Origin of the sequence: Pseudomonas sp. OVF7, from assembly GCF_030644265.1 — a bacterium.
Taxonomy (GTDB): Bacteria; Pseudomonadota; Gammaproteobacteria; order Pseudomonadales; family Pseudomonadaceae; genus Aquipseudomonas; species Aquipseudomonas gorinensis.
Map to the genome: position 1 here is coordinate 4678845 of NZ_CP128996.1, position 21467 is coordinate 4700311.

18 protein-coding genes are annotated in these 21467 nt (G+C 62.4%); 6 read left to right on the plus strand and 12 right to left on the minus strand.

Translation table 11 applies throughout. The features are described 5' to 3' along the window. Positions 1-98: 98 nt before the first annotated feature. The 8 genes from dctM to QU606_RS21305 all read right to left on the minus strand — a co-directional run bounded on the left by dctM (position 99) and on the right by QU606_RS21305 (position 8819). Positions 99-1379, minus strand: a complete 1281-nt coding sequence (dctM, locus tag QU606_RS21270) for a C4-dicarboxylate TRAP transporter large permease protein DctM (RefSeq protein ID WP_024075874.1) — start codon at positions 1377-1379, stop codon at positions 99-101. After that, positions 1379-2011, minus strand: a complete 633-nt coding sequence (locus tag QU606_RS21275; protein ID WP_304997479.1) for a TRAP transporter small permease — start codon at positions 2009-2011, stop codon at positions 1379-1381. The genes dctM and QU606_RS21275 overlap by 1 nt, the downstream gene beginning before the upstream one ends. A gap of 179 nt (positions 2012-2190) precedes the next feature. Next, positions 2191-3174, minus strand: a complete 984-nt coding sequence (locus QU606_RS21280) for a TRAP transporter substrate-binding protein (RefSeq protein WP_304997480.1) — start codon at positions 3172-3174, stop codon at positions 2191-2193. Between the two features lie 238 nt (positions 3175-3412). Further along, a complete protein-coding gene (locus QU606_RS21285; protein WP_193689435.1) occupies positions 3413-4228 on the minus strand; it encodes a CoA ester lyase in 816 nt (271 codons plus the stop codon). A gap of 13 nt (positions 4229-4241) precedes the next feature. Beyond that, positions 4242-5438 carry a CaiB/BaiF CoA-transferase family protein gene (locus tag QU606_RS21290; protein ID WP_024075878.1) on the minus strand — a complete coding sequence of 399 codons (1197 nt, stop codon included), beginning with the start codon at positions 5436-5438 and terminating at the stop codon, positions 4242-4244. Between the two features lie 9 nt (positions 5439-5447). Continuing rightward, a complete protein-coding gene (locus QU606_RS21295; RefSeq protein WP_102624340.1) occupies positions 5448-6797 on the minus strand; it encodes an MmgE/PrpD family protein in 1350 nt (449 codons plus the stop codon). Positions 6798-6807: 10 nt separating this feature from the next. Next, positions 6808-7971: an acyl-CoA dehydrogenase family protein gene (locus QU606_RS21300; protein WP_069076298.1), complete on the minus strand. Its 1164-nt coding sequence runs from the start codon at positions 7969-7971 to the stop codon at positions 6808-6810. Positions 7972-8000: 29 nt separating this feature from the next. Further along, positions 8001-8819, minus strand: coding sequence for a MaoC family dehydratase N-terminal domain-containing protein (locus tag QU606_RS21305; protein ID WP_304997482.1), 819 nt, complete (start codon positions 8817-8819; stop codon positions 8001-8003). 182 nt (positions 8820-9001) lie between these two features. On the opposite strand from QU606_RS21305, the gene QU606_RS21310 reads away from it, so the two are divergent. The 3 genes from QU606_RS21310 to QU606_RS21320 all read left to right on the plus strand — a co-directional run bounded on the left by QU606_RS21310 (position 9002) and on the right by QU606_RS21320 (position 12332). Then, entirely contained in the window at positions 9002-9892 is an 891-nt protein-coding gene (locus tag QU606_RS21310) for a LysR family transcriptional regulator (protein ID WP_024075882.1), read from the plus strand. A 33-nt stretch (positions 9893-9925) separates the two neighbouring features. Continuing rightward, positions 9926-10414, plus strand: coding sequence for a GFA family protein (locus QU606_RS21315; RefSeq protein ID WP_024075883.1), 489 nt, complete (start codon positions 9926-9928; stop codon positions 10412-10414). Positions 10415-10508: 94 nt separating this feature from the next. Further along, complete coding sequence (locus QU606_RS21320) at positions 10509-12332, plus strand: serine hydrolase (protein WP_304997483.1); 1824 nt, start codon at positions 10509-10511, stop codon at positions 12330-12332. 208 nt (positions 12333-12540) lie between these two features. On the opposite strand, the gene QU606_RS21325 is transcribed toward QU606_RS21320, so the two are convergent. Together QU606_RS21325 and QU606_RS21330 are read right to left on the minus strand one after the other, a co-directional pair. Continuing rightward, positions 12541-13818, minus strand: a complete 1278-nt coding sequence (locus QU606_RS21325) for an ATP-binding protein (protein WP_304997484.1) — start codon at positions 13816-13818, stop codon at positions 12541-12543. Next, the gene (locus QU606_RS21330; RefSeq protein ID WP_069076301.1) at positions 13819-14526 is read right to left on the minus strand and encodes a winged helix-turn-helix domain-containing protein; all 708 of its coding nucleotides are present in this window, start codon (positions 14524-14526) and stop codon (positions 13819-13821) included. It abuts the gene before it with no gap. A gap of 156 nt (positions 14527-14682) precedes the next feature. On the opposite strand from QU606_RS21330, the gene QU606_RS21335 reads away from it, so the two are divergent. Continuing rightward, positions 14683-15882, plus strand: coding sequence for an MFS transporter (locus QU606_RS21335; RefSeq protein WP_069076300.1), 1200 nt, complete (start codon positions 14683-14685; stop codon positions 15880-15882). On the opposite strand, the gene QU606_RS21340 is transcribed toward QU606_RS21335, so the two are convergent. Next, positions 15838-16440, minus strand: a complete 603-nt coding sequence (locus tag QU606_RS21340) for a tRNA-(ms[2]io[6]A)-hydroxylase (RefSeq protein ID WP_024075888.1) — start codon at positions 16438-16440, stop codon at positions 15838-15840. The two genes, QU606_RS21335 and QU606_RS21340, sit on opposite strands and share 45 nt — an antisense overlap. A gap of 148 nt (positions 16441-16588) precedes the next feature. Here QU606_RS21340 and QU606_RS21345 point away from each other — a divergent pair, with 148 nt between their 5' ends. After that, complete coding sequence (locus tag QU606_RS21345) at positions 16589-17452, plus strand: universal stress protein (protein WP_024075889.1); 864 nt, start codon at positions 16589-16591, stop codon at positions 17450-17452. Between the two features lie 484 nt (positions 17453-17936). Here QU606_RS21345 and QU606_RS21350 read toward each other — a convergent pair whose 3' ends face one another. After that, positions 17937-18407 (minus strand): DUF1289 domain-containing protein, encoded by a 471-nt coding sequence (locus QU606_RS21350; RefSeq protein WP_150295049.1) that lies wholly within the window; start codon positions 18405-18407, stop codon positions 17937-17939. A gap of 396 nt (positions 18408-18803) precedes the next feature. On the opposite strand from QU606_RS21350, the gene acnB reads away from it, so the two are divergent. Then, on the plus strand, positions 18804-21413 hold the full coding sequence (gene acnB / locus QU606_RS21355; RefSeq protein WP_069076303.1) for a bifunctional aconitate hydratase 2/2-methylisocitrate dehydratase: 2610 nt from the start codon (positions 18804-18806) through the stop codon (positions 21411-21413). Positions 21414-21467 lie beyond the last annotated feature (54 nt).

Consider the following 21467-nt stretch of genomic DNA (forward strand, 5'->3'; position numbering starts at 1 on the left):
ACGCGTTCATTCTCGATAAACGGGGTGGCCCTGAGTTCTTCGCGAGCAAGAACTAGGCGTCCCCCTCGCTCCTACAGTGAATCACCTGTGGAGTCGCGTTACATCCCCAGCCAGTGCGGCAAGGCCAGCGAGATGAACGGCAAGTACGTGACCATGATCAGGAACACCAGCAGGATCATCAGCCACGGCAATGCCGCGCGGATGGTCTGCCCCAGCGTCAAGCCGGTCACCGCCGAGGTCACGAACAGGTTCAGCCCAACGGGTGGGTGCACCAGGCCGATTTCCATGTTGACCACCATCACGATGCCCAGGTGAATCGGGTCGATGCCCAGCTTCATGGCGATCGGGAAGAAGATCGGCGCCAGGATCAGCACGATGGCCGAAGGCTCCATGAAGCTGCCGGCGATCAGCAGCACCACATTGACCATGATCAAAAAGCCAATCGGCGTAAGGCCCTCGGACAGCACCCACGCCGTGATTTCCTGGGGGATCTGCTCGGTGGTCAGCACGTGGGCAAAGAGCATGGCGTTGGCGATGATAAACATCAGCATGATCGCCAGGCGCCCGGACTCCAGCAGCACCTTGGGGCAGTCGCGCAGCTTCATGTCCTTGTAGACGAACAACGCCACGAACGCCGAATACACCGCCGCTACCGCCGCCGCTTCGGTGGGCGTGAACATGCCGCTGTAGATGCCACCGAGGATGATCACCAGCAACAGCAGGCCCCAGAACGCCCGGCGCGCGCAGCTCAGCCATTCGCGCAAGGTCGCACGTGGCTGGGCCGGCAGCTTCTTGATGCGCGCGACGATGTAGATCGCGACCATCAGCATCAGGCCCAGCAGCAGCCCGGGGATCACCCCGGCCATGAACAGCTTGCCCACTGAGGTTTCCGTGGCCGCCGAGTACACCACCATCACGATCGACGGCGGTATCAGGATGCCCAGGGTGCCGGCGTTGCAGATGATCCCGGCGCCGAATTCCTTCGGGTAACCCGAACGCACCATGCCTGCCACGGCAATCGAACCCACCGCCGCCACCGTCGCCGGGGATGAGCCGGACAGCGCCGCAAACAGCATGCACGCCAGTACCGCCGCAATCGCCAGGCCGCCACGGATATGCCCGACACAGGCGTTGGCAAAATCGATCAGCCGCTGTGCCACGCCGCCGGTGGTCATGAATGCACCGGACAACAGGAAGAATGGAATCGCCAGGAAGGTGTAGGCGTCGGAGGTCTCGAACAGCTTGATCGCCAGGGAGCTGACCGAGTCCGGGCTGAACATCAGGATCGATACCGCCCCCGACAAACCCAGCGCAATGGCAATCGGCACGCCCAGGAACATGAACACGAACAGCAGCAGGAACAGACAGAGCACGGCCATCAGTGACGCTCCTCATGGCTGCCGGCCAACTTACTGGCCTCACCGGCCTCATCGGCCAGCCCCAACCCCACCTGACGGCGGGTAAAGATGCGGTAGAAAATTTCCAGGTAGCGGATAAACACCAGGGCAAAACCGATGGGCACGATGACCACGATGTCACCCACGTCGATGCCGAACTGGTCGAGGTCTTCGGCGCCGATATGCGCCGTCATTACCGCACTGACCCACTTGTAGCTGGCGATCATGAACAGCCCGGCATAGGCCAGGCAGCAGAGGCACGCGAGCATGCCGAGCACGCGCTGCACCGGGCGCGGGGTCAGCTTGACCAGCGCATCCACGCCGAGATGGCCAGCGGTGCGCACGCCGTAGGAAATACCGAAAAAGATCAGCCAGCCGAACATGGCCTTGGTCAGCGCCACGCTCCAGGTCATGTCCTGGGCCCAGGTCATGGTGGCGTCGCCCAGGGCACTGAAGACGTTGCTGCTGAAGGCCCACTTGTCGGCCAGGGCAAAGAACAGCGTGTAGATGTTGTTGAGCATGACGTAGACGAATGTCACCAGGGTCATGGCGGCCAACAGGAAGGCAATAACGCCTTCCTCCAGGTGCTCCCAGACGCGCCTTAGCGTTTGCATGGCAAAACCTCGCGAAAACAAATGAGATGTCAGGGTGGAAACCGGATCGAAATGTGGGAGGGGCGGTGCGAGGATTCGACTTGTCCCCGATGGCGGTGGGTCAGATATAGATAAGGTAACCGTCACACCGCTATCGGGGGCAAGCCCCCTCCCACAGGGGATCTCGGTACGCCCTGGCATTACTGGTTGGAGGCATCCGCCGCCTTGATCAGATCAGCCCCGATCTCCCCTTCGAACTTCTGCCACACCGGGCGCATGGCTTCGCGCCACAGCTGGCGTTGCGCGGGGGTCAGCTCGATGATTTCGCTGGTCTTGGCGTCGATGATCTTCTGCTTGGCCGACTGGTTCAGCGCTTCGGCCTGTTTGTTCACCTCGACGGTGACCTCGACCATGATCTGCTCCAGGGTGCTGCGAATATCCGGTGGCAGGCCGTTCCAGAACTTGGCGTTGGTGATGACCATGTAGTCGATCAAGCCATGGTTGGACTCGGTGAAGTACTTCTGCACTTCGTTGACCTTCTGGCTTTCATAGTTGGACCAGGTGTTCTCGGTACCGTTGACGGTGCCGGTCTGCAAGCCCTGGTACACCTCGGCAAAGCTCATCTTGCGCGGGTTGGCGCGGATCGCCTTGAACTGCTCTTCCAGCACGCTGGAAGCCTGCACGCGGAACTTCAGGCCACGGGCATCCTTGGGTTCATGCAGGGCCTTGTTGGCCGAAAGCTGCTTGAGGCCGTTGTGCCAATAGGCCAGGCCGAGGATGTTCTTGTCCTGCATCGAGGTCAGCAGTTGCTTGCCCTGGGCGGCCTGGAAGCGGTCGACGGCGGCCAGGTCGTTGAACAGGAACGGCAGGTCATAGATCTGCACTTGCTTGGTGTATTGCTCGAACTTGGCCAGGGACGGCGCCAGCATCTGCACGTCGCCCAGCAGCAGCGCTTCCATTTCCTTGCCGTCACCGAACAGCGACGAGTTGGGGTACACCTCGACCTTGACCTTGCCCGGCAAGCGCTCTTCGGCGAGCTTCTTGAACAGCAAAGCGCCCTGGCCCTTGGGGGTGTTTTCAGCGACCACGTGGGCGAACTTGATCACGACCGGGTCGGCCGCCTGGGCCAGGCCCGCGGCAAACAAGGTGGCGGCGCAGAACAGCGCCCGAGAAAGCTTGAGCATGGAAAATCACCTTCTTATTGTTGTGTTGTAGGGCAAGGTGCCTGATATGACGCGTGTAGTGAATTTCGAATTTTTGATACCTGCGTTCGGCCAGGCCGAACACCAATCCCAAGAAAAAATGGAGAACCCCTGTGGGAGGGGGCTTGCCCCCGATGTCGGTGTGTCAGCTTGCACACTTGTCTCTGACCCAACGCAATCGGGGGCAAGCACCCTCCCACATTTGATTGAGCTTCCACAGTTAGATCTGGGCAGCAAGCAACCGTTGCGCACGCAACAGCACCGGCGCATCCACCATCTGCCCATCAATCTGGTAAGCCCCTGCCCCATGGGCCCCCGCATCCACCACCCGTTGCGCCCAGGCCAGGTCTTCGGCGCTCGGCGCCATGGCGGCATGGATCACCGCCACCTGCCTGGGGTGGATACACAAGGCCCCGGCAAAGCCCATTTCATAGGCGTGCCGGATCGAGCGGCGCAGGCCCTCGGGGTCGTCGATGGCCGGGTGGACACCGTCCAGCGGCGCGACCAGGCCCGCGGCGCGGGAGTGCACGATCAGCGCCAGGCGGGCCTGGTCGAGGGCGAACTGCGCGGCCGGGGTATGGCTGCTCAGGTTGAGGTCCAGCGCCAGGTCCAGGCCACCGAATGACAAGCGCTGCACCTGCGGCGCATGGGCGATCTCGGCCACGGCCAGCAGGCCCTTGGCACTTTCGATAATCGGCCAGATCCCTTTGCCCGTAGCGGCTACCACCGCTACCTGGGCCGCGCTTTCCACCTTCGGCAGCAGCACGCCGGCAACGTTTGCATGGGCCTTGCAAAACGCCACATCGGCAACGTGCTCGGCGTGCTCGGGCGCGTTGATACGTACCCACACCTGGGCCTCTGGATGTGCCTGCAAAAACACCCCAAGGTTATCCCGCGCCTGACGCTTGAGCGGTTCTTCCACCGCGTCTTCAAAATCTACAATCACCGCGTCGGCACCACTGGCCAACGCTTTGGAAAACCGCTCCGGGCGGCTGCCGGGCACAAACAGGGCCGAACGAGCTAAAGACTTGGGCATCATGGCTTCCTTGTTAGATAACACCGCGCGCGCGCAGGCTGTCGATGGCATCGCCCGAATACCCGAGCTGGTCGAGAATGCCCTGGCTGTGCTGCCCCAGTGCGGGTACGGCGTCCATTCGTGGGGTAAAGGCGGCATTGCGTGCCGGTGGCAGCAGCGAGGGCAAAGGCCCCGCCGGGCTGTCGACTTCACGCCAGCGGTCACGCGCCTTGAGCTGCGGGTGGTCCCACACGCCCTGCATATCGTTGACGCGGGCGCTGGCGATCTGCGCGGCCTCCAGGCGCTGGATCAGCGCTTCGGCGTCCAATTGCGCAAAACGGTCGACGATGATCTGACGCAACACCTCACGGTTGGCCGAGCGCTTGAAGTTGGCGCTGAAGCGCTCATCCGTCGCCAGTTCCGGGGTAAGCAAAACCTTGTCGCAGAACGCCGCCCATTCGCGCTCGTTTTGCAAGCCGAGCATCACCGTGCCACCGTCGCCGGTGGGGAACGGCCCATACGGGTAGATCGTCGAATGCGCCGCACCGGCACGCGGCGGCGGCGGCGCACCGTCAAAGGCGTAGTACATCGGGTAGCCCATCCACTCCACCAGGCTTTCAAGCATGCTCACGTCGATGCGGCTGCCCTGCCCGGTCTTGCCACGCAATAGCAACGCCGAAAGGATGCCGCTGTAGGCGTACATGCCGGCGGCGATGTCGGCAATGGAGCAACCGGCCTTGGCCATCTGGTCGTCACCCGGGCCGCCGGTCACCGACAGGAAGCCGCCCTCGCTCTGGATCAGCAGGTCGTAGGCTTTCTTTTTCTCGTAGGGCCCGCCTTCGCCATAGCCGGAAATATCGCAGACGATCAGGCGCGGGAAACGCGCATGCAGCGCCTCGAACGACAACCCCATGCGCGCCGCCGCGCCGGGTGCGAGGTTCTGCACCAGCACATCGGCGTCAGCCAGCAGGCTTTGCAGAATGTCGCCCGCCTCGTCGTGCTTGAGGTCCAGGGTCAGGCTTTCCTTGGAGCGGTTGGTCCACACGAAATGCGAGGCCAGGCCACGTACACGCTCGTCGTAGCCACGGGCGAAATCACCGGCACCGGGGCGTTCGACCTTGATCACACGGGCGCCGAGGTCGGCCAGTTGACGGGTGCAGAATGGCGCGGCAATCGCGTGCTCCAGGCTGACAACGGTAATGCCGTCCAGCGGTCGTTGATTAGCAGTCATGACGGTTCCTTAAAGCCAATGGGCCATGGATGCGGCGTTGCGCAGGTTCCAGACCTTGTCGATCAATGCGTGGGCCTGGGCCGGTGAGCGCGCGCCGCTGAACTGGGTCAGGCGCTGGAATTTATCCGCCAGCTCCGCGCGGCTCAGGGTGTTGCCGGGATCGCCCTTGGGCTCGTCGATGGCGCCGTGCAGCGAGCGGCCATCAACGGTGCTGACGATGACCCGGCCCAGCCAGCGCTGCGGGTAGGCGCCGTCGACTTCGGCGTCGAGGGCCATGCTGACATTGTCGCGAAAGGCCGAAACAGCAGGATCGCTCAGTGCCCACTGGTGGAACTCGGTCAAGCCGGCCTTGCCATGCACAGCGATCAGGCCGAGCACGGTGCCCATGGAGAACTTGGCCTGGTGCACGCTGGTGGGCACCGTCACGCGCCCGAGCACATCGATGGCGCCTTGGTGCACACGGGTTTCCACATGCGCGATATCGGCGGCGCCCAGGCCTTCACGCTGCATCACCTCCAACAGCGCATCGGCGGCAGGATGGGTATGGCGGCACGAGGCGTGAAACTTGAACGAGGTTTCCAGCAGCGCCCAGCGACGGCCAAGGTCGGCGGACAACTTGCTCGGCTCGGCATCCGTGGACATGCCCGCCGCCAAGCCCTGGTCGCCTTCGAGGATATTGCGCGCACCGGTCAGGCCATCGGCCGTCAGGTATGCGGCGAGCAAACCGTCGGCGGCCGCCTTGGCCGTGTGCAGTTGCTTGGAGTCGGCGGCATCGCGCAGGAACTCCCACAGCCCGGCGGCCTGGGTGCCGGCGCTGCCGAGCAGGTTGATGAACTGTTCCTCATTGAAATCCAGCAACTTGCCTACCGCCACCGCCGCCGCCAGGGTGCCCACTGTGGCCGTGGTGTGGAAGATGCGGTAGTGGGAACGGCCCATGAATTCGCCGATGCGGATCCCGGCTTCATAACCCGCCACCGAGGCCAGCAGCAGGTCGCGGCCGGATTTGCCCAGGTCTTGCGCGGCCGCCAAGGCCGCCGGAAACACCACGGTGGCCGGGTGCAGCACCGAGCTGTTGTGCAGGTCATCCTGCTCCACCAAATGGGACGAGGCGCCGTTGACCAGCGCGGCGAAATACGCGCTGCTGCTGCCGCCAGTGACGATCACCTGCGCCGGGCCGCTGCTGGGCCCCATCTTCTGCGCATAGCGTTCAAACAACGGGATCGGGTGCGCGCCCTGGCTGGCCAACGCGGAGGCCAGCCAATCCAGGTACAGGTCTTCGGTGCGCGCCAGCACGGGCTCGGGCAATTGCGCGTAGGCCAGGTCGGCCAGGAACCGACACAGGGCTTGGGTATGGCTCATGCTCAGGCCCTCAGAAGCTGCGTGGCAGTTCGAGCAAATGCTCGGCCACGTAGGACAGGATCAGGTTGGTGGAGATCGGTGCCACCTGGTACAGGCGGGTCTCGCGGAATTTGCGCTCCACGTCGTATTCGCAGGCAAAGCCGAAGCCACCGTGGGTTTGCAGGCAGGCATTGGCCGCTTCCCAGGACGCCTTGGCCGCCAGGTACTTGGCCATGTTCGCGCTGGCCCCGGCATTGGCGCCGCGGTCGTATTCGTCGCAGGCACGCCAGCGCATCAGGTCCGCCGCTTCGATTTCAATGTGCGCTTCGGCAATCGGGAACTGCACGCCCTGGTTTTGCCCGATGGGCCGGCCAAACACCACGCGGTCGCGAGCGTAGGCACTGGCTTTTTCGATGAACCAGCGGCCGTCACCGATGCACTCGGCGGCGATCAGCGTGCGTTCGGCATTCAGGCCATCGAGGATGTATTTGAAACCCTTGCCTTCCTCGCCAATCAGGCTGTCCAGGGGCAGTTCCAGGTTGTCGAAGAACAGCTCGTTGGTTTCGTGGTTGACCATGTTGGCGATGGGTTGCACGGTCAGGCCGTTGCCGATGGCTTCGCGCAGGTCGACCAGGAAGATCGACATGCCCTCGGACTTTTTCTTCACCTCGGCCAACGGCGTGGTGCGCGCCAGCAGGATCATCAAGTCGGAATGCTGCACCCGTGAGATCCACACCTTCTGGCCGTTGATCACATACTTGTCGCCGCGCTTGATCGCAGTGGTCTTGATCTTGGTGGTATCGGTACCGGTGGTGGGCTCGGTGACGCCCATCGATTGCAGGCGTAATTCGCCGCTGGCCAGCTTGGGCAGGTAGAAGCTTTTCTGCGCCGCGCTGCCGTGACGCAACAGGGTGAACATGTTGTACATCTGGCCATGCACGGTGCCGGAGTTGCCGCCACAGCGGTTGACCTCTTCAAGGATCACCGAGGCCTCGGCCAGGCCCAGGCCCGAGCCGCCATACTCTTCCGGGATCATCGCCGACAGCCAGCCGGCATCGGTCAGGGCCTTGACGAAGGCTTCGGGGAAGCCTTTTTCCTCGTCGATCCGGCGCCAATAAGCGGCATCGAATTCGGCGCACAAGGCACGCACCCCTTCGCGGATGGCATTGAGTGCTTCGTTGTCGTTCGGGTTCATCTAACGGCTCTCCGCCTGTTGTTCTTGGATTATTCGAAATGCACTTCGGCCTGCTGGGCCAGGCCGTCCGCGTTACCGGCCCACAGCGTGGCAACGCCTGGCTGCGTGACGTGCCCGCCCACCTCGAACGGCTGAGGCGCGATCAGTGGGCGCACCCCGCGATAGCTGAAACGACGCAAGGTGGCTTCAGGGTGGGCGCGGCAAAACGCGCGCAGGCTTAAGGTCGCGATCAGCGGGCCATGTACCACCAGCCCGGCGTAGCCTTCGGTGCCGGTGACATAGGGGTAGTCGTAGTGGATGCGGTGGCCGTTGAAGGTCACGGCGCTGTAGCGAAACAGCAGGGTCGGCGTGGGGGCGATCGTTTCGCGCCATTCGCCTTGGGCCAGGGCCTCGCCGCTGCCCTGCTTGGGTGGCGTGGGCTCGCGGTAGACGATGTCCTGTTCTTCGCGGATCGCCAGGCGGCCGTCCTGGGAATAGTCGTGACGCACCGTGACAAACAACAGTGAACCGCTGCGGCCGGTTTTTTCCTCGACCTGGGTGATGGTTGACACCCGGGTGGCCGCCTCGCCGGCACGCAGTGGGTGCAGGAATTCGATCCGCCCACCGGCCCACATGCGATTGCGCTTATCCGCCGGCGGCAGGAAGCCGCCACGGGCCGGGTGGCCGTCGGTGCCCAGGGCTGACTCGGGCAGCGGGTCCTGGAAGAAACACCACTGCCACAGCGGCGGCAGATCCTGGCCCTGCTCGGGGACGGCTTGGCCAAGGGTGGCGGCAATGCGTTTGAGCAGGTTATAGCTCAGGTGGTCGTGGGCGGTTTCGCTTCGGCCGATCCAATCAGTGGCGCTCATCAGGTACAGGTCCTCGGGCAGTGAGTGTCTGCCCCGGATCATGCAAGCGCCTGGCCGTTCTGAGAATTTGCATTTCAATAAACCAGCGTTCGGCTATGCTGAACGCCAATCGTCCGATCTGTCCCCTCTTGTGGCGAGGCAGCAAGCCCCCGCCACAGGTGGTCGTACACCTGGAGTTTTGCATGCACTTCGATCTCGCCGACCTGCGCCTGTTCATCCATATTGCCGAATCCCCCAGCCTGACCCAGGGCGCCAAGCGCGCATTCCTCTCGCCTGCCGCTGCGAGTGCGCGGATCAAGGCCCTGGAAGGTCAACTCGATACCCGCCTGCTGTACCGTGACAGCCGTGGCGTGGAAATCACCCCGGCGGGCGAACGCCTGTTGCACCACGCCCGGCTGATCATGCGCCAGGTGGACTACCTGAAAAGTGAGTTCACCCAATATGGCGTGGATTCCGCCGGGCATATCCGCATCTTTGCCAACACCACGGCGGTGACCGAATTCCTGCCCGAGGTGCTGGCCGGTTTCCTGTCACAGCGCCCCGGCGTCACCGTCGATCTACAGGAACGCTTGTCGCGGGATATCGTGCGCGGCGTGCTCGATGGCACCAGTGACATGGGAATCATCGCCGGCCCGGTAGAAGCGGCAGGCTTGCAGGTGCTGCATTTCAGCACCGATGAGCTGGTCTTGATGGTGCCGGTGGGCCACCCCTTGGCCGGGCAACCCTCGGTCACCCTGGAACAGACCCTGGCCTACCAGCATATCGGCCTGCACGAAGGCAGCACCTTGCTCAGCTTCCTGCGCGAGCACGTGGAGCGGATCGGCAAGCACTTGTCGCTGCGCATCCAGGTCTCGAGCTTCGAGGCAATCTGCCGGATGGTCGAGGCCGGCGTGGGCATTGGCATCATCCCGGAGTCCGCCGCCGTCCGGCACAGCCGTACCATGCAACTGGTGGCGGTGAAGCTGGATGAACCCTGGGCGATTCGTGAGCGCAGCATTCTGGTGCGGGAGCTGGAGGCATTGCCGGGCACGATCCGCGCCCTGATCGCAACCCTGATGCCGAAGAGCGCCTAAGCTGAACAGTCACCCAGCCAGAGGAGACACCTTATGCAACTTGAAGGATCCTGCCACTGCGGCGCCGTCACGTTCAGCCTGAGCAGTGCCCACCCTTACCCGTACCAGCGTTGCTACTGCTCGATCTGCCGCAAGACCCAAGGGGGTGGTGGCTACGCCATCAACCTCGCGGGCGATGCCAGCAGCCTGAAAGTGCGCGGGCGCAAACTGATCTCGATCTACCATGCCCGGCTCAAGCCAGAAGGTGCCAGCCGGGCCCATGCCAGCACCGCCGAACGGCATTTCTGCTCGCAGTGCGGCAGTGCGCTATGGCTGTTCAGCCCGGAGTGGCCGGAGCTGATCCACCCGTTTGCCTCGGCCATCGACACGCCGTTGCCGGTGCCGCCGGAGCATACGCACCTGATGCTGGGCTCGAAGGCGCCGTGGGTTGAAGTCAGCGTGCGCGAGGGCGACCTTCAATTTGATGAATACCCCGAGGAATCGATTGCACAGTGGCATGAGCGACTGGGGTTGACTCGTTAACAATCTTTGACAGTTTCCCGACAAAGCTTGCAAAGATTGTTGGACGGCCCTCCCCTAGCATTCGAGCATCCAAACAACCATCCGGGTGCTCTTCATGTTTCGCACATTGCGCGGTATTCCGTTGCTGGGTTGCCTGTTGGGCAGTATCGGTTGCCATGGCCAACCCTCTGCCCCGCCGCCGATTGCCAAGGGTGACTACAGTGCGATCATCCGTTATCTGCAAGCGCGCATTCCACGGGAAATGGCCCGGGAAAATGTGCCGGGGCTGTCCATCGCGCTGGTCAATGGCCAGGAACTGATCTGGGCCCATGGCTTCGGCCTGGCGGACAAAGCCCGTGGCGTGCCGGTAACCCCCAACACGGCATTTCGCGCAGGGGCCATTTCCAAATTGCTCACCGCCACCGCGGCCCTGCAATTGGTAGAACAGCAACGGCTGGAGCTTGACGCACCGATCCAGCACACCCTGCGCGAGTTCTATGTGCGCTCGCGCTTTCATAGCGACCAGGCCGCCGCCGACCGCGATATCACCCTGCGCCGCCTGCTCAGTCATCAATCGGGCTTACCCAGCGAGCACCTGCGAGACCTGCGCAGTTCCTTCGCCATGAGCCAGATGCCAATGCGTGTCTCGGGGGTGTGGCTGAGCAGCCCGCCAGGATCCCAGGTGGCCTATTCCAATCTCGGTTATGCGCTGGTCGGCGCTGCGATTGAGCGCAGCACCGGCAAGGACTTCGAAACCCAGCTGCAAACCAGCCTGCTCAAGCCGTTGCGAATGAGCCAGTCGAGTTTTGTCGGCACCGGCACCCAACTGGGCTACCGCGCCCTGGGTTATCAGAACGGCAGCGCCAGCACTGACGCCCAGGTGCGTGACCTCGCCGCCGCCGGTTTATGGACCAGCCCCAAGGACCTGAGCCACTACGTGCAGATGCTGTTTGCCCAGGGTATCTACCGGGACCATCGCGTAGTGGGCAGTGCCTCCATCGAACAGATGTTCACCCAGCAAAACACCGGGAACGCCCTGGACTTCGACTGCCAGATCGGCCTCGGGTGGTTTCTCGCCCCCTGTGGCGACGAGCCGGTCGCCCCCGGTGTACGCACCTACCAGCACAGTGGCGGTGGCGACGATTTTGCCGCGCAATTGACCCTGCTGCCGGACCCGCAACTGGCGGTCATCATCATGGCCAACGACAGCAACGCCGAAGACATGGTGGTCGCGCTGTCCAACGACGCCCTGCGCCTGATGCTCCAGGCGCAGACAGGCCGCCCTGTGTGCGCCGATAACTGCGCGGCCCCCACCCATGGGCTCAAGTTGCGCCAGGTGCCGGCAGCCGTCGACCGCAAGCGCCTGGCTGGGTTTTACGCTACGGCCTGGGGCGTGTTCCGCATCCGGGACGAGCACTCGCGCCTGTCCGGTGAGCTGTCGGGGTATACCTTTGACTTGCTGCGCGATGAGGACGGCTGGCTGCGCGCGCAGAAAAAGTTCCTCGGTTTCTGGCTCGAGGATCTCGGCGAACTGGGGCGTGTGCAACTCGACGTCGTCACCGTACAGGGCCGGCAAATGCTGACTGCGCGCAGCCACGGCCAGCGCATTGCCCTGGGTGAGCGGATCGACCCGCCAACCCTGCCCCTGGCCTGGGCCGACACCATCGGCACCTACCAGGTACTCAACACCCATGAGCCTGACGCGCCGCTGAGCGGCGTCAGCGTGCGCCTGGAGGACGGCTTCCTGGTAATCCGCGGGCAACTGCACGACGAGCCGCTGACCGATTACATCCTGCTGCCCGTGGACAACGCCCATGCCGTATTGGCCGGCAACGGCTATGGCCTGGGCGACACCGTCAGCCGCCAGGTCAACGGCCTCAGCGCTTCGGGCTACGCCTTCAAACGCACGCAATCGCCGCACAAACCGCTGATTTTTTAACCCTGGAGGAACACTGTACTGTGGCGAGCGGGCTTGCCCCGCGTTGGGGCGCGAAGCGGCCCCATTACAAGCGATGTGTTTTTAACTGACACACCGCGGTGCCTGGTTTTGGGGCTGCTTCGCAGCCCAACGCGGGGCAAGCCCGCTCGCCACAACAAGCCCGTTCGCCACAACAAGCCCGCTCGCCACAGGATGACCCGCAGGAGGCTTATTCGGCGTACGCCCACGTCATCCGAAACGACGCCCCGCCCCACTCCGAATCCAGCACTTGCACCTGGCCGCCGTGCCACTGCGATACCCGCTGCACAAGCGCCAGGCCCAGGCCGAAGCCGCCGGTGCGGCGGTCACGGCTGGCGTCGAGGCGCATGAACGGCTGGAAGATTTTTGCCCGGCCCTCCTCGGGCACGCCAGGGCCGTCGTCGCAGACCCGCACTTCGTAGCCACTGCCGAACTTGACCAGTGACACTTCCACGCGGCGGTCGGCGTAACGGATGGCGTTGCGCAGCAGGTTGATCACCGCGCGCGCCATAAAACGTGGCTCGATCTGGATAATGTCGACTTCACAGGTGCGCAGTGACAGGTGCACACCTTCCGCCTCGGCCTCCAGGGCGACGCTGCCAATCACGCTGTCGAGCCAGCTGTGGGCTTCGATATTTTCCCGGGTGACCTGGGTGGCGCCGCGCTCGAGGCTGGCGTAGGTCAGCAGCTCGGAGACCATTTCTTCCAGTTCGCCCAAGTCGGCGTACATGTCCGTGATCAGCGCGCGGCTCTGGCGCGGGTCGGCCTGTTGCCGGAGTTGGTCGAGCTCGAACGACAGGCGCGCAATCGGCGTGCGCAACTCATGGGAGACTGCGTTGGTCAGTTCGCGCTGGTTGGCGATCAGGCTTTCAATGCGTTCGGCCATCTGGTTGAAGTGCCCGGCCAGCTCGCGCACGGTGGAACGGCGCGGCAGCAGGATGCGCGAACCGAGGTCGTTGTCACCGAAACGCTGCGCGGCCAGGCGGATATGTTCCAAATCGCGCCAATGGGGGCGAACCCAGAAGTACAGCACGATGGCCAGGCACACCCCGAGGAAACTATAGGCCCACAGGTACAGCCACTTGGGCTCTTCCGGCAACTTGATTTCCAGCAACTGCGAGCTGCCGTCGATGGTCGTGAGAAACTCCATGAAGTCGCCGCGCACCACCAACTGCCCCTTGTCCAAAAGCGCCTGTTCACGCTCGGTCAGGGCCTGGGTATCCTTCTGCACCAGCTTCAGGCGCAGCCCGTAATGGGGCTGCAACTCGGCCAGCCGGGCCTGGCGCGCGTCCCCTTGCAGAGGACGCAATTGCTCTACCAGTCCATACGCCGGACCCCGCACGGCTTCGCGGTTATAGGTTTCGTTGGCTTCGGGCATCAGCTCATCGAAGGTGTAGTTGACCAGCCAGATAGCCCCCGCCAGGCCCAGGGCCAGAATCACATACAGGCGCAGAAACAGGCGCAGCATCTAGACCTCCCACGCAAATGGATTGAACAGATAACCCTTGCCCCAGATGGTCTTGATGCACACCGGCTCACGCGGGTTGTCATTGAGTTTGCCGCGCAGTTTGCTGATGTACACGTCGACGCTGCGGTTCAGGCCATCGAAAGCAATGCCGCGCATGCGGTTGAGGATGTCATCGCGGGACAGGATCTTGCCGGCGTTGCTGGCCAGCAACCACAGCAATTCGAATTCCATGGTGGTGAGGTCGATCTGCTCCTCCCCCAGGCTGACTACCCGGCAACTGCGGTCAATCGACAGTCGGCCGAACTCCACGGCGCCGCGCACCGTTGGCTCCGGTGACTGGCGACGTTGCAGGGCACGCAGGCGTGCGAGCAGCACCGGCGGCTTGATCGGCTTGATCACGTAATCGTCGGCGCCGGATTCCAGGCCCAGGATATGGTCCAGGTCATCTTCCTTGGCGGTGAGGATCACGATGGGCGTGTCGGACACCGTGCGAATCTCGCGACACACATGCAGGCCGCTCTGGCCGGGCAGCATCAGGTCGAGCACGACAATCTTGGGCTTGAAGTCGAGAAACACCGCCAAGGCCAAATCGCCCCGGTGCACCACCCGCACCTCAAAGCCATGCTGCGCCAGAAAATGCGCGATCAGCCCTGCCAGCTTCTCATCGTCCTCAACGAGCAGGACCTTGCCCAGACCCAGGTTTTCCATACGTTCTCAATATGCGACGCCGATTGAAGTGCGGGCATTATAGGTGGCAAGCTGCCCGACAGCAGCGCTTGGCCCGTAGCGGGTGACCAAGCTTCATGCTTTTAAGAGTTTTTAACAAATAGCCTGCAATCTTTAACGCCATTCACAGGGAGTTGTATGCGCAAGGATTACCTGGCGTTCTTCGTTTCGCTGTTCCTGTCACGGCTGGCGGACCAGATTCTGCTGTTTATCGTGCCGCTCATCGTGTTCCAGACCACCAACAGCGTGAGCTGGGCGGGCCTGGCATTTTTTCTCGAGTCGCTACCGCGCTACCTGGCGTTCCCGGTGTGCGGGGCATTGTGCGACAAGTTCTCGCCAGTCCGCATCCTGCATATCAGCCAGGTCTACCGAGCACTGGCCTGCGTGGTCGCGGTGGCGCTGTACGGGGTGTTCGACGGCATTTACTGGATTGTGCTGCTGTCGGCGCTGTGCGGGGTGTTGACCACCCAGGGCATCATGGCGCGGGAAGTGCTGATGCCGCACATCTTCAGGCAGTACAGCTATACCAAGACGTTGTCCTATTCGCAGATTGCCGACCAGAGCGGCCTGGTGCTAGGCCCCTTGGTCGCGGCGCTGATGCTGCAAGTGTGGGCCTGGCATTGGGTGGTACTGGGGGTTGCCGGGCTGTTTGTCCTGGCAGACCTGGCGATGCTGATCTGGCAACGCCATAGCCGGGTGCACCTGGAAACCTTCGAGCAACACCAGGATATCTGGCTGCAACCGCTGCGCATTGCCTTCCGGCATATCCGCAACCTGACGCAATTGAAGCGGATCATCACCCTGGCGGTCGGCGTCAACCTGATCATCGGCGTGACGCTGGCGACTTCGGCGGCAATGGTCACGGGGCACTTTGCCGCCGACAAGGACGCCTATGCGTTGCTGCAAGCCGCGGGGGCCGTGGTGACCATCGCGATTCTGTTTTACCTGGCGCGCTGCAGCCTGCCGTTGAAGGTACTGGGTGGGTTGTCGTATTCGATGATTGCACTCGGGGCGCTGATCACCGCGCTCAGCCCCGGGCTCATGACCTATGCCGTGGGCTTCTTGCTGGTCACCGGTTTCGACAAAATGTTCAACGTGTACCTGCGCAGCACCCGCCAGCGCGTGATACCGGTGCAGGACTTTGGCAAGACGGTGGGCGTGCTCACCCTGCTCAACAACCTGGCCCAACCGCTGGCGGGCTTGCTGATCGCGTTGCTGGCGGCGCCCTGGGGCACGCAAACGGTGATCCTGCTGTTGACCGGGATCACCGCGCTGATCGGCGTCGCCGTGGCCTCAGGCTGGCACGCCACTGTGAAAGCGGAACTCGACGTCGGGTGACTCGATCAGTGCCTGCTCGGCCGCCCGCACCCGCTCGATCACCTGGGCGATGTCCTTGGCGTCGCCATACTGGTAGGCCAGCTTCAGGTAACCCTGGTAGTGCCGCGCTTCGCTCTTGAGCAAGCCGAAGTAAAACTTGCCGAGTTCCTCGTCCAGATGCGGCACCAAGGCTTCGAAACGCTCGCAACTGCGCGCCTCGATAAACGCGCCGACCACCAGGGTATCCACCAGCTTGACCGGTTCATGGCTACGCACAACCTTGCGCAACCCGGAGGCGTAACGCCCGGCATGCAACTGGCGCAACTCGACCTTGCGCTTCTTCATCAGGCGCATCACTTGCTCGTGGTGCACCAGCTCTTCCCGGGCCAGGCGCGACATCATGTTGATCAGGTCCACATGGCCGTGGTACTTGGCGATCAGGCTCAGGGCAGTGCTGGCGGCCTTGAATTCGCAGTTCTTGTGGTCGATCAGCAGGGTGTCCTGATCGGCCAGCGCGGCCTGCACCCAGGCGTCGGGGGTGGGGCAACCGAGAAATTCGTGGATTTCGGGCAGGTTCATCGGGCTCACGGGCAAAGGGTCACAAAAGGGCGCCGATTATACCGACCACGCCGCAGACCACCAGCCACTGGCCTTGATGTGCATCAACATGACGGCTGGCGAGCAGCAACTATAGTTGTCTAACGCCCCTTTTCTGGAGATCCCGACCATGCAAGCTATCCGCAGCATCCTGGTGGTCATCGAGCCCGAGCATTCGGAAAGCCTGGCCCTCAAGCGCGCCAAGCTGATCGCCGGGGTCACCGACGCGCACCTGCACTTGCTGGTCTGCGACAGGAAACACGAGCATTCGGCGCTCTTGAGCCTGCTCAAGACCGGTTTGCAGGGTGACGGCTATAGCGTCACCACCGAGCAAGCCTGGAATGACAGCCTGCACAAAACCATCATCGACGTGCAGCAGGCCGAAGGCTGTGGGCTGGTGATCAAGCAGCACTATCCCGACAGCCCGTTGAAAAAGGCCCTGCTGACGCCCGCGGACTGGAAGCTGCTGCGCTATTGCCCGACGCCGGTCCTGCTGGTCAAGACCTCGACGCCGTGGGCCGACGGCGTAATCCTCGCGGCCATCGACGTGGGCAACAGCGATGTCGAACACCGCGCACTGCACCACTCGATCATTGACCACGGTTTTGATATCGCCAGCCTGGCCAAGGCCCAACTGCATGTGATCAGCGCCCATCCGTCGCCCATGCTGTCGGCGGCGGATCCGACCTTCCAGCTCAAGGAAACCATCGAGGCGCGCTATCGCGAGCAATGCCAGGCGTTCCAGGCCGAATTCGACGTGGATGACGCGCACCTTCATATCAAGGAAGGCCCGGCAGATGTGCTGATCCCGCATACGGCGCACGCGCTCCAGGCCGCGGTGACGATCATCGGCACTGTCGCACGCACCGGGATTTCCGGAGCGCTGATCGGCAACACCGCCGAAGTGGTGCTGGATGCGCTGGAGAGTGACGTGCTGGTGCTCAAGCCGCAGGCGTTGATGGACCAACTGGAAGAACTCGCAACCACGGCCTGACGCTGATCCTCGAAGGCAACCGAGATCCAATGTGGGAGGGGGCAAGCCCTAATGCCGTTCAGTTAAGGCTTTTTTGTAGGAGCGAGCTTGCTCGCGAAGAACTCACAGGCGCCGCGTTCATTCAGGAAACACGCGTTATCGTTGACGTTTTTCGCGAGCAAGAACTAGGCGTCCCCCTCGCTCCTACAGAAGGCGATGTACGCTTAACTGAATGGCATTAGGGCAAGCCCCCTCCCACATGTTGCCCCCGTATGTTCGCGATTAATGCAGTGCCCGCACTCGTTCGAAAGTAGCATTCGCACCCCCATCCCAAGAGCCTGCTGGTGAGCTACGACATCAATCCGCTGGGGTTCTTCTACCCCTTTGATGCAACGCGGTCCCCTGTGGGAGGGGGCTTGCCCCCGATGGCGGTGTGTCAGTCACAGCTGTTTGAGCTGACTCCCTCATCGGGGGCAAGCCCCCTCCCACATTTGGATTTGTGTTGTCAGTCGGCGAGCGCATCCCTCAGGAACGCCGGCGCGATATAGCGCTGGTAGTGCGCCTCGGACAGGATGAAGAACTCACGGTCGATGGCATCGCGCAGCTCTGGGAGCGCCCAGTCGCGAAACTCCGGCAGCAGCACCATGCCATAAGCCTCCAGGTTGTTGATCACCCGCGCCCCACGGGCAATCAACTGGTACGCCCAGCAGTACTCGGACTGGTGCGGCACAAAGCGAATCTTGCGTTGCTCCAGTTGCCCACGCAGGGTCTTGGGGTCGAAAACCTCCAGCTTGCCGGCCATCACCTGTACCAGCAGTTGCTCAAGCCTTAGCCATACGGCGCGTTTTTGCTCTTCGTTATACCCATTCCATTGGATCACTTCGTGGTGGAAGCGCTTGCAGCCGCGGCACACGAGATCGCCGTAAACCGTTGAGCACAGGCCTACGCAGGGGGTCTTGATGGTTTGATTGGACATGGGTGGCAACACACAAATCAGCGAAACAGTGCGCCATGTTAGCCCTTTGTCTAAGGTTGATCACCCAGCAAACTTAGTCAGGCAACTTACCTTTAGAAATTTTTTGCCGTAGAATCATCCGGCCTTGTAAGGCGCCAAACAATCCGCTGGAAGCTGTTTTCAAAGCGTCACGAGCACAGTCGTTCCTTCAGAACGGTGTTGGCGATGGTGATTACCCGGTAGGTAGTCCCAGCGCCAACCCTCATCAGCTCCGTTCTGCAGGCGTAAAACTTTGAAAGCAGCTTCTGTGAGGAATGCCGGCAGCGCTGGCTTTGCGGCCCAAAAAGCCCCCGAGCGCATGCGTGCCGTTCATTTCTGGATGAGCGTCCCGTGGGACCACTGATGAGGGTAATAACTGTGCTTGAAGCCTACCGCAAACATATCGAAGAGCGTGCAGCACTGGGTATCGTTCCCCAGCCGCTTAACGCCGAACAAACCGCAGGCCTGGTCGAGCTGCTGAAGAATCCTCCGGCTGGCGAAGAAGAACTCCTCGTTGACCTGATCACCAACCGCATTCCACCAGGCGTTGACGAAGCTGCCTACGTCAAGGCCGGTTTCCTGTCTGCCCTGGCCAAGGGCGAAGCCACTTCTCCCCTGATCGACAAGAAACGCGCTGTTGAACTGCTCGGCACCATGCAAGGCGGCTACAACATCGTGACGTTGGTCGAGCTGCTGGACGACGCCGAGCTGGCACCTGTCGCCGCCGCCCAACTCAAGCACACCCTGCTGATGTTCGATGCGTTCCACGACGTGGCCGAGAAAGCCCGCAACGGCAACGAACACGCCAAAGCCGTGATCCAGTCCTGGGCCGACGGCGAGTGGTTCAAGAACCGCCCGACCCTGGCCGACAAGATCAGCCTGCGCGTATTCAAGGTCACCGGCGAAACCAACACCGACGACCTGTCCCCTGCCCCGGACGCCTGGTCCCGCCCTGATATCCCGCTGCACGCCCTGGCCATGCTGAAAATGGCGCGCGAAGGCATTGTGCCGGACGAGCAAGGCAAGACCGGCCCGATGAAGCAGATCGAAGAAATGCGCGGTCAAGGCTTCCCGATCGCCTACGTCGGTGACGTGGTCGGTACCGGTTCTTCGCGTAAATCCGCGACCAACTCGGTACTGTGGTTCTTCGGCGACGACGTTCCTTACGTGCCGAACAAGCGCGCCGGCGGCTTCTGCTTCGGCAGCAAGATCGCTCCAATCTTCTACAACACCATGGAAGATGCCGGCGCACTGCCGATCGAATTCGACGTCACCAACATGAACATGGGCGACGTGATCGACCTGTACCCGCATGCTGGCAAAGTCTGCAAACACGGCACCGACGAAGTCCTGACCACCTTCGAAATGAAGACCCCGGTCCTGTTGGACGAAGTTCGCGCCGGCGGCCGTATCCCGCTGATCATCGGCCGTGGCCTGACCGACAAGGCTCGCGCCGAGCTGGGTCTGGGCCCTACCGACCTGTTCAAGCTGCCTGAAGCACCGGTCGACACTGGCAAGGGTTTCACCCTGGCCCAGAAAATGGTCGGCAAGGCGTGCGGCCTGCCGGAAGGCAAAGGCGTTCGCCCAGGGACTTACTGCGAACCGAAGATGACCACCGTGGGTTCCCAGGACACCACCGGTCCGATGACCCGTGACGAACTGAAAGACCTGGCGTGCCTGGGCTTCTCGACCGACCTGGTGATGCAATCCTTCTGCCACACCGCGGCTTATCCAAAGCCGATCGACGTGACCACCCACCACACCCTGCCTGACTTCATCATGACCCGTGGCGGTGTATCGCTGCGTCCAGGCGACGGCATCATCCACAGCTGGCTGAACCGCATGCTGCTGCCGGATACCGTCGGCACCGGTGGTGACTCCCACACCCGTTTCCCGATGGGCATCTCGTTCCCGGCCGGTTCCGGTCTGGTCGCGTTCGCCGCAGCCACTGGCGTTATGCCACTGGACATGCCGGAATCGATCCTGGTGCGCTTCAAAGGCAAAATGAAACCTGGCATCACCCTGCGTGACCTGGTTCATGCCATTCCTTACTACGCGATCCAGGCTGGCCTGCTGACCGTAGAGAAGAAAGGCAAGAAAAACGCCTTCTCCGGCCGCATCCTGGAAATCGAAGGCCTGAACGACCTGACGCTGGAGCAGGCTTTCGAGCTGTCCGACGCCTCGGCCGAACGTTCGGCTGCCGGTTGCACCATCAAGCTGTCGAAAGAATCCGTCACCGAATACCTGAACTCCAACATCACCCTGCTGCGCTGGATGATCGGTGAAGGCTACGGCGACGCACGCACCCTGGAACGTCGCGCCCAAGCGATGGAAGCCTGGGTTGCCAACCCGGAACTGATGGAAGCCGATGCCGACGCGGAATACGCCGAAGTCATCGAGATCGACCTGGCCGAAATCAACGAGCCGATCCTCTGCGCACCGAACGACCCGGACGACGCCCGTCTGCTGTCCAGCGTTGCCGGCGAGAAGATCGACGAAGTGTTCATCGGTTCGTGCATGACCAACATCGGTCACTTCCGTGCTGCCGGTAAGCTGCTGGAGCAGGTCAAGGGTCAGCTGCCAACTCGTCTGTGGCTGTCGCCGCCGACCAAGATGGACGCTCACCAGCTGACCGAAGAAGGCTACTACGGCATCTACGGCAAGGCTGGAGCGCGCATGGAAATGCCGGGCTGCTCGCTGTGCATGGGTAACCAGGCACGTGTAGAGCCGAACTCGACCGTCGTATCGACCTCCACCCGTAACTTCCCGAACCGTCTGGGTGATGGCGCGAACGTCTACCTGGCGTCGGCTGAGCTGGCGGCAGTGGCCTCCACCCTCGGTCGCCTGCCGACCGTCGAAGAGTACATGGGCTACGCAGCGAAACTGGACACCATGGCCAGTGACGTCTACCGCTACCTGAACTTCGACCAGATCGCCGAGTTCCGCAAAATCGCAGCAAGCGCCAACATCCCGGTGATTCAAGCCTAAGGTGTGTTGATGTAAAGGACGCCGCGTATCGCAAGGTACGCGGCGTTTTTTTGT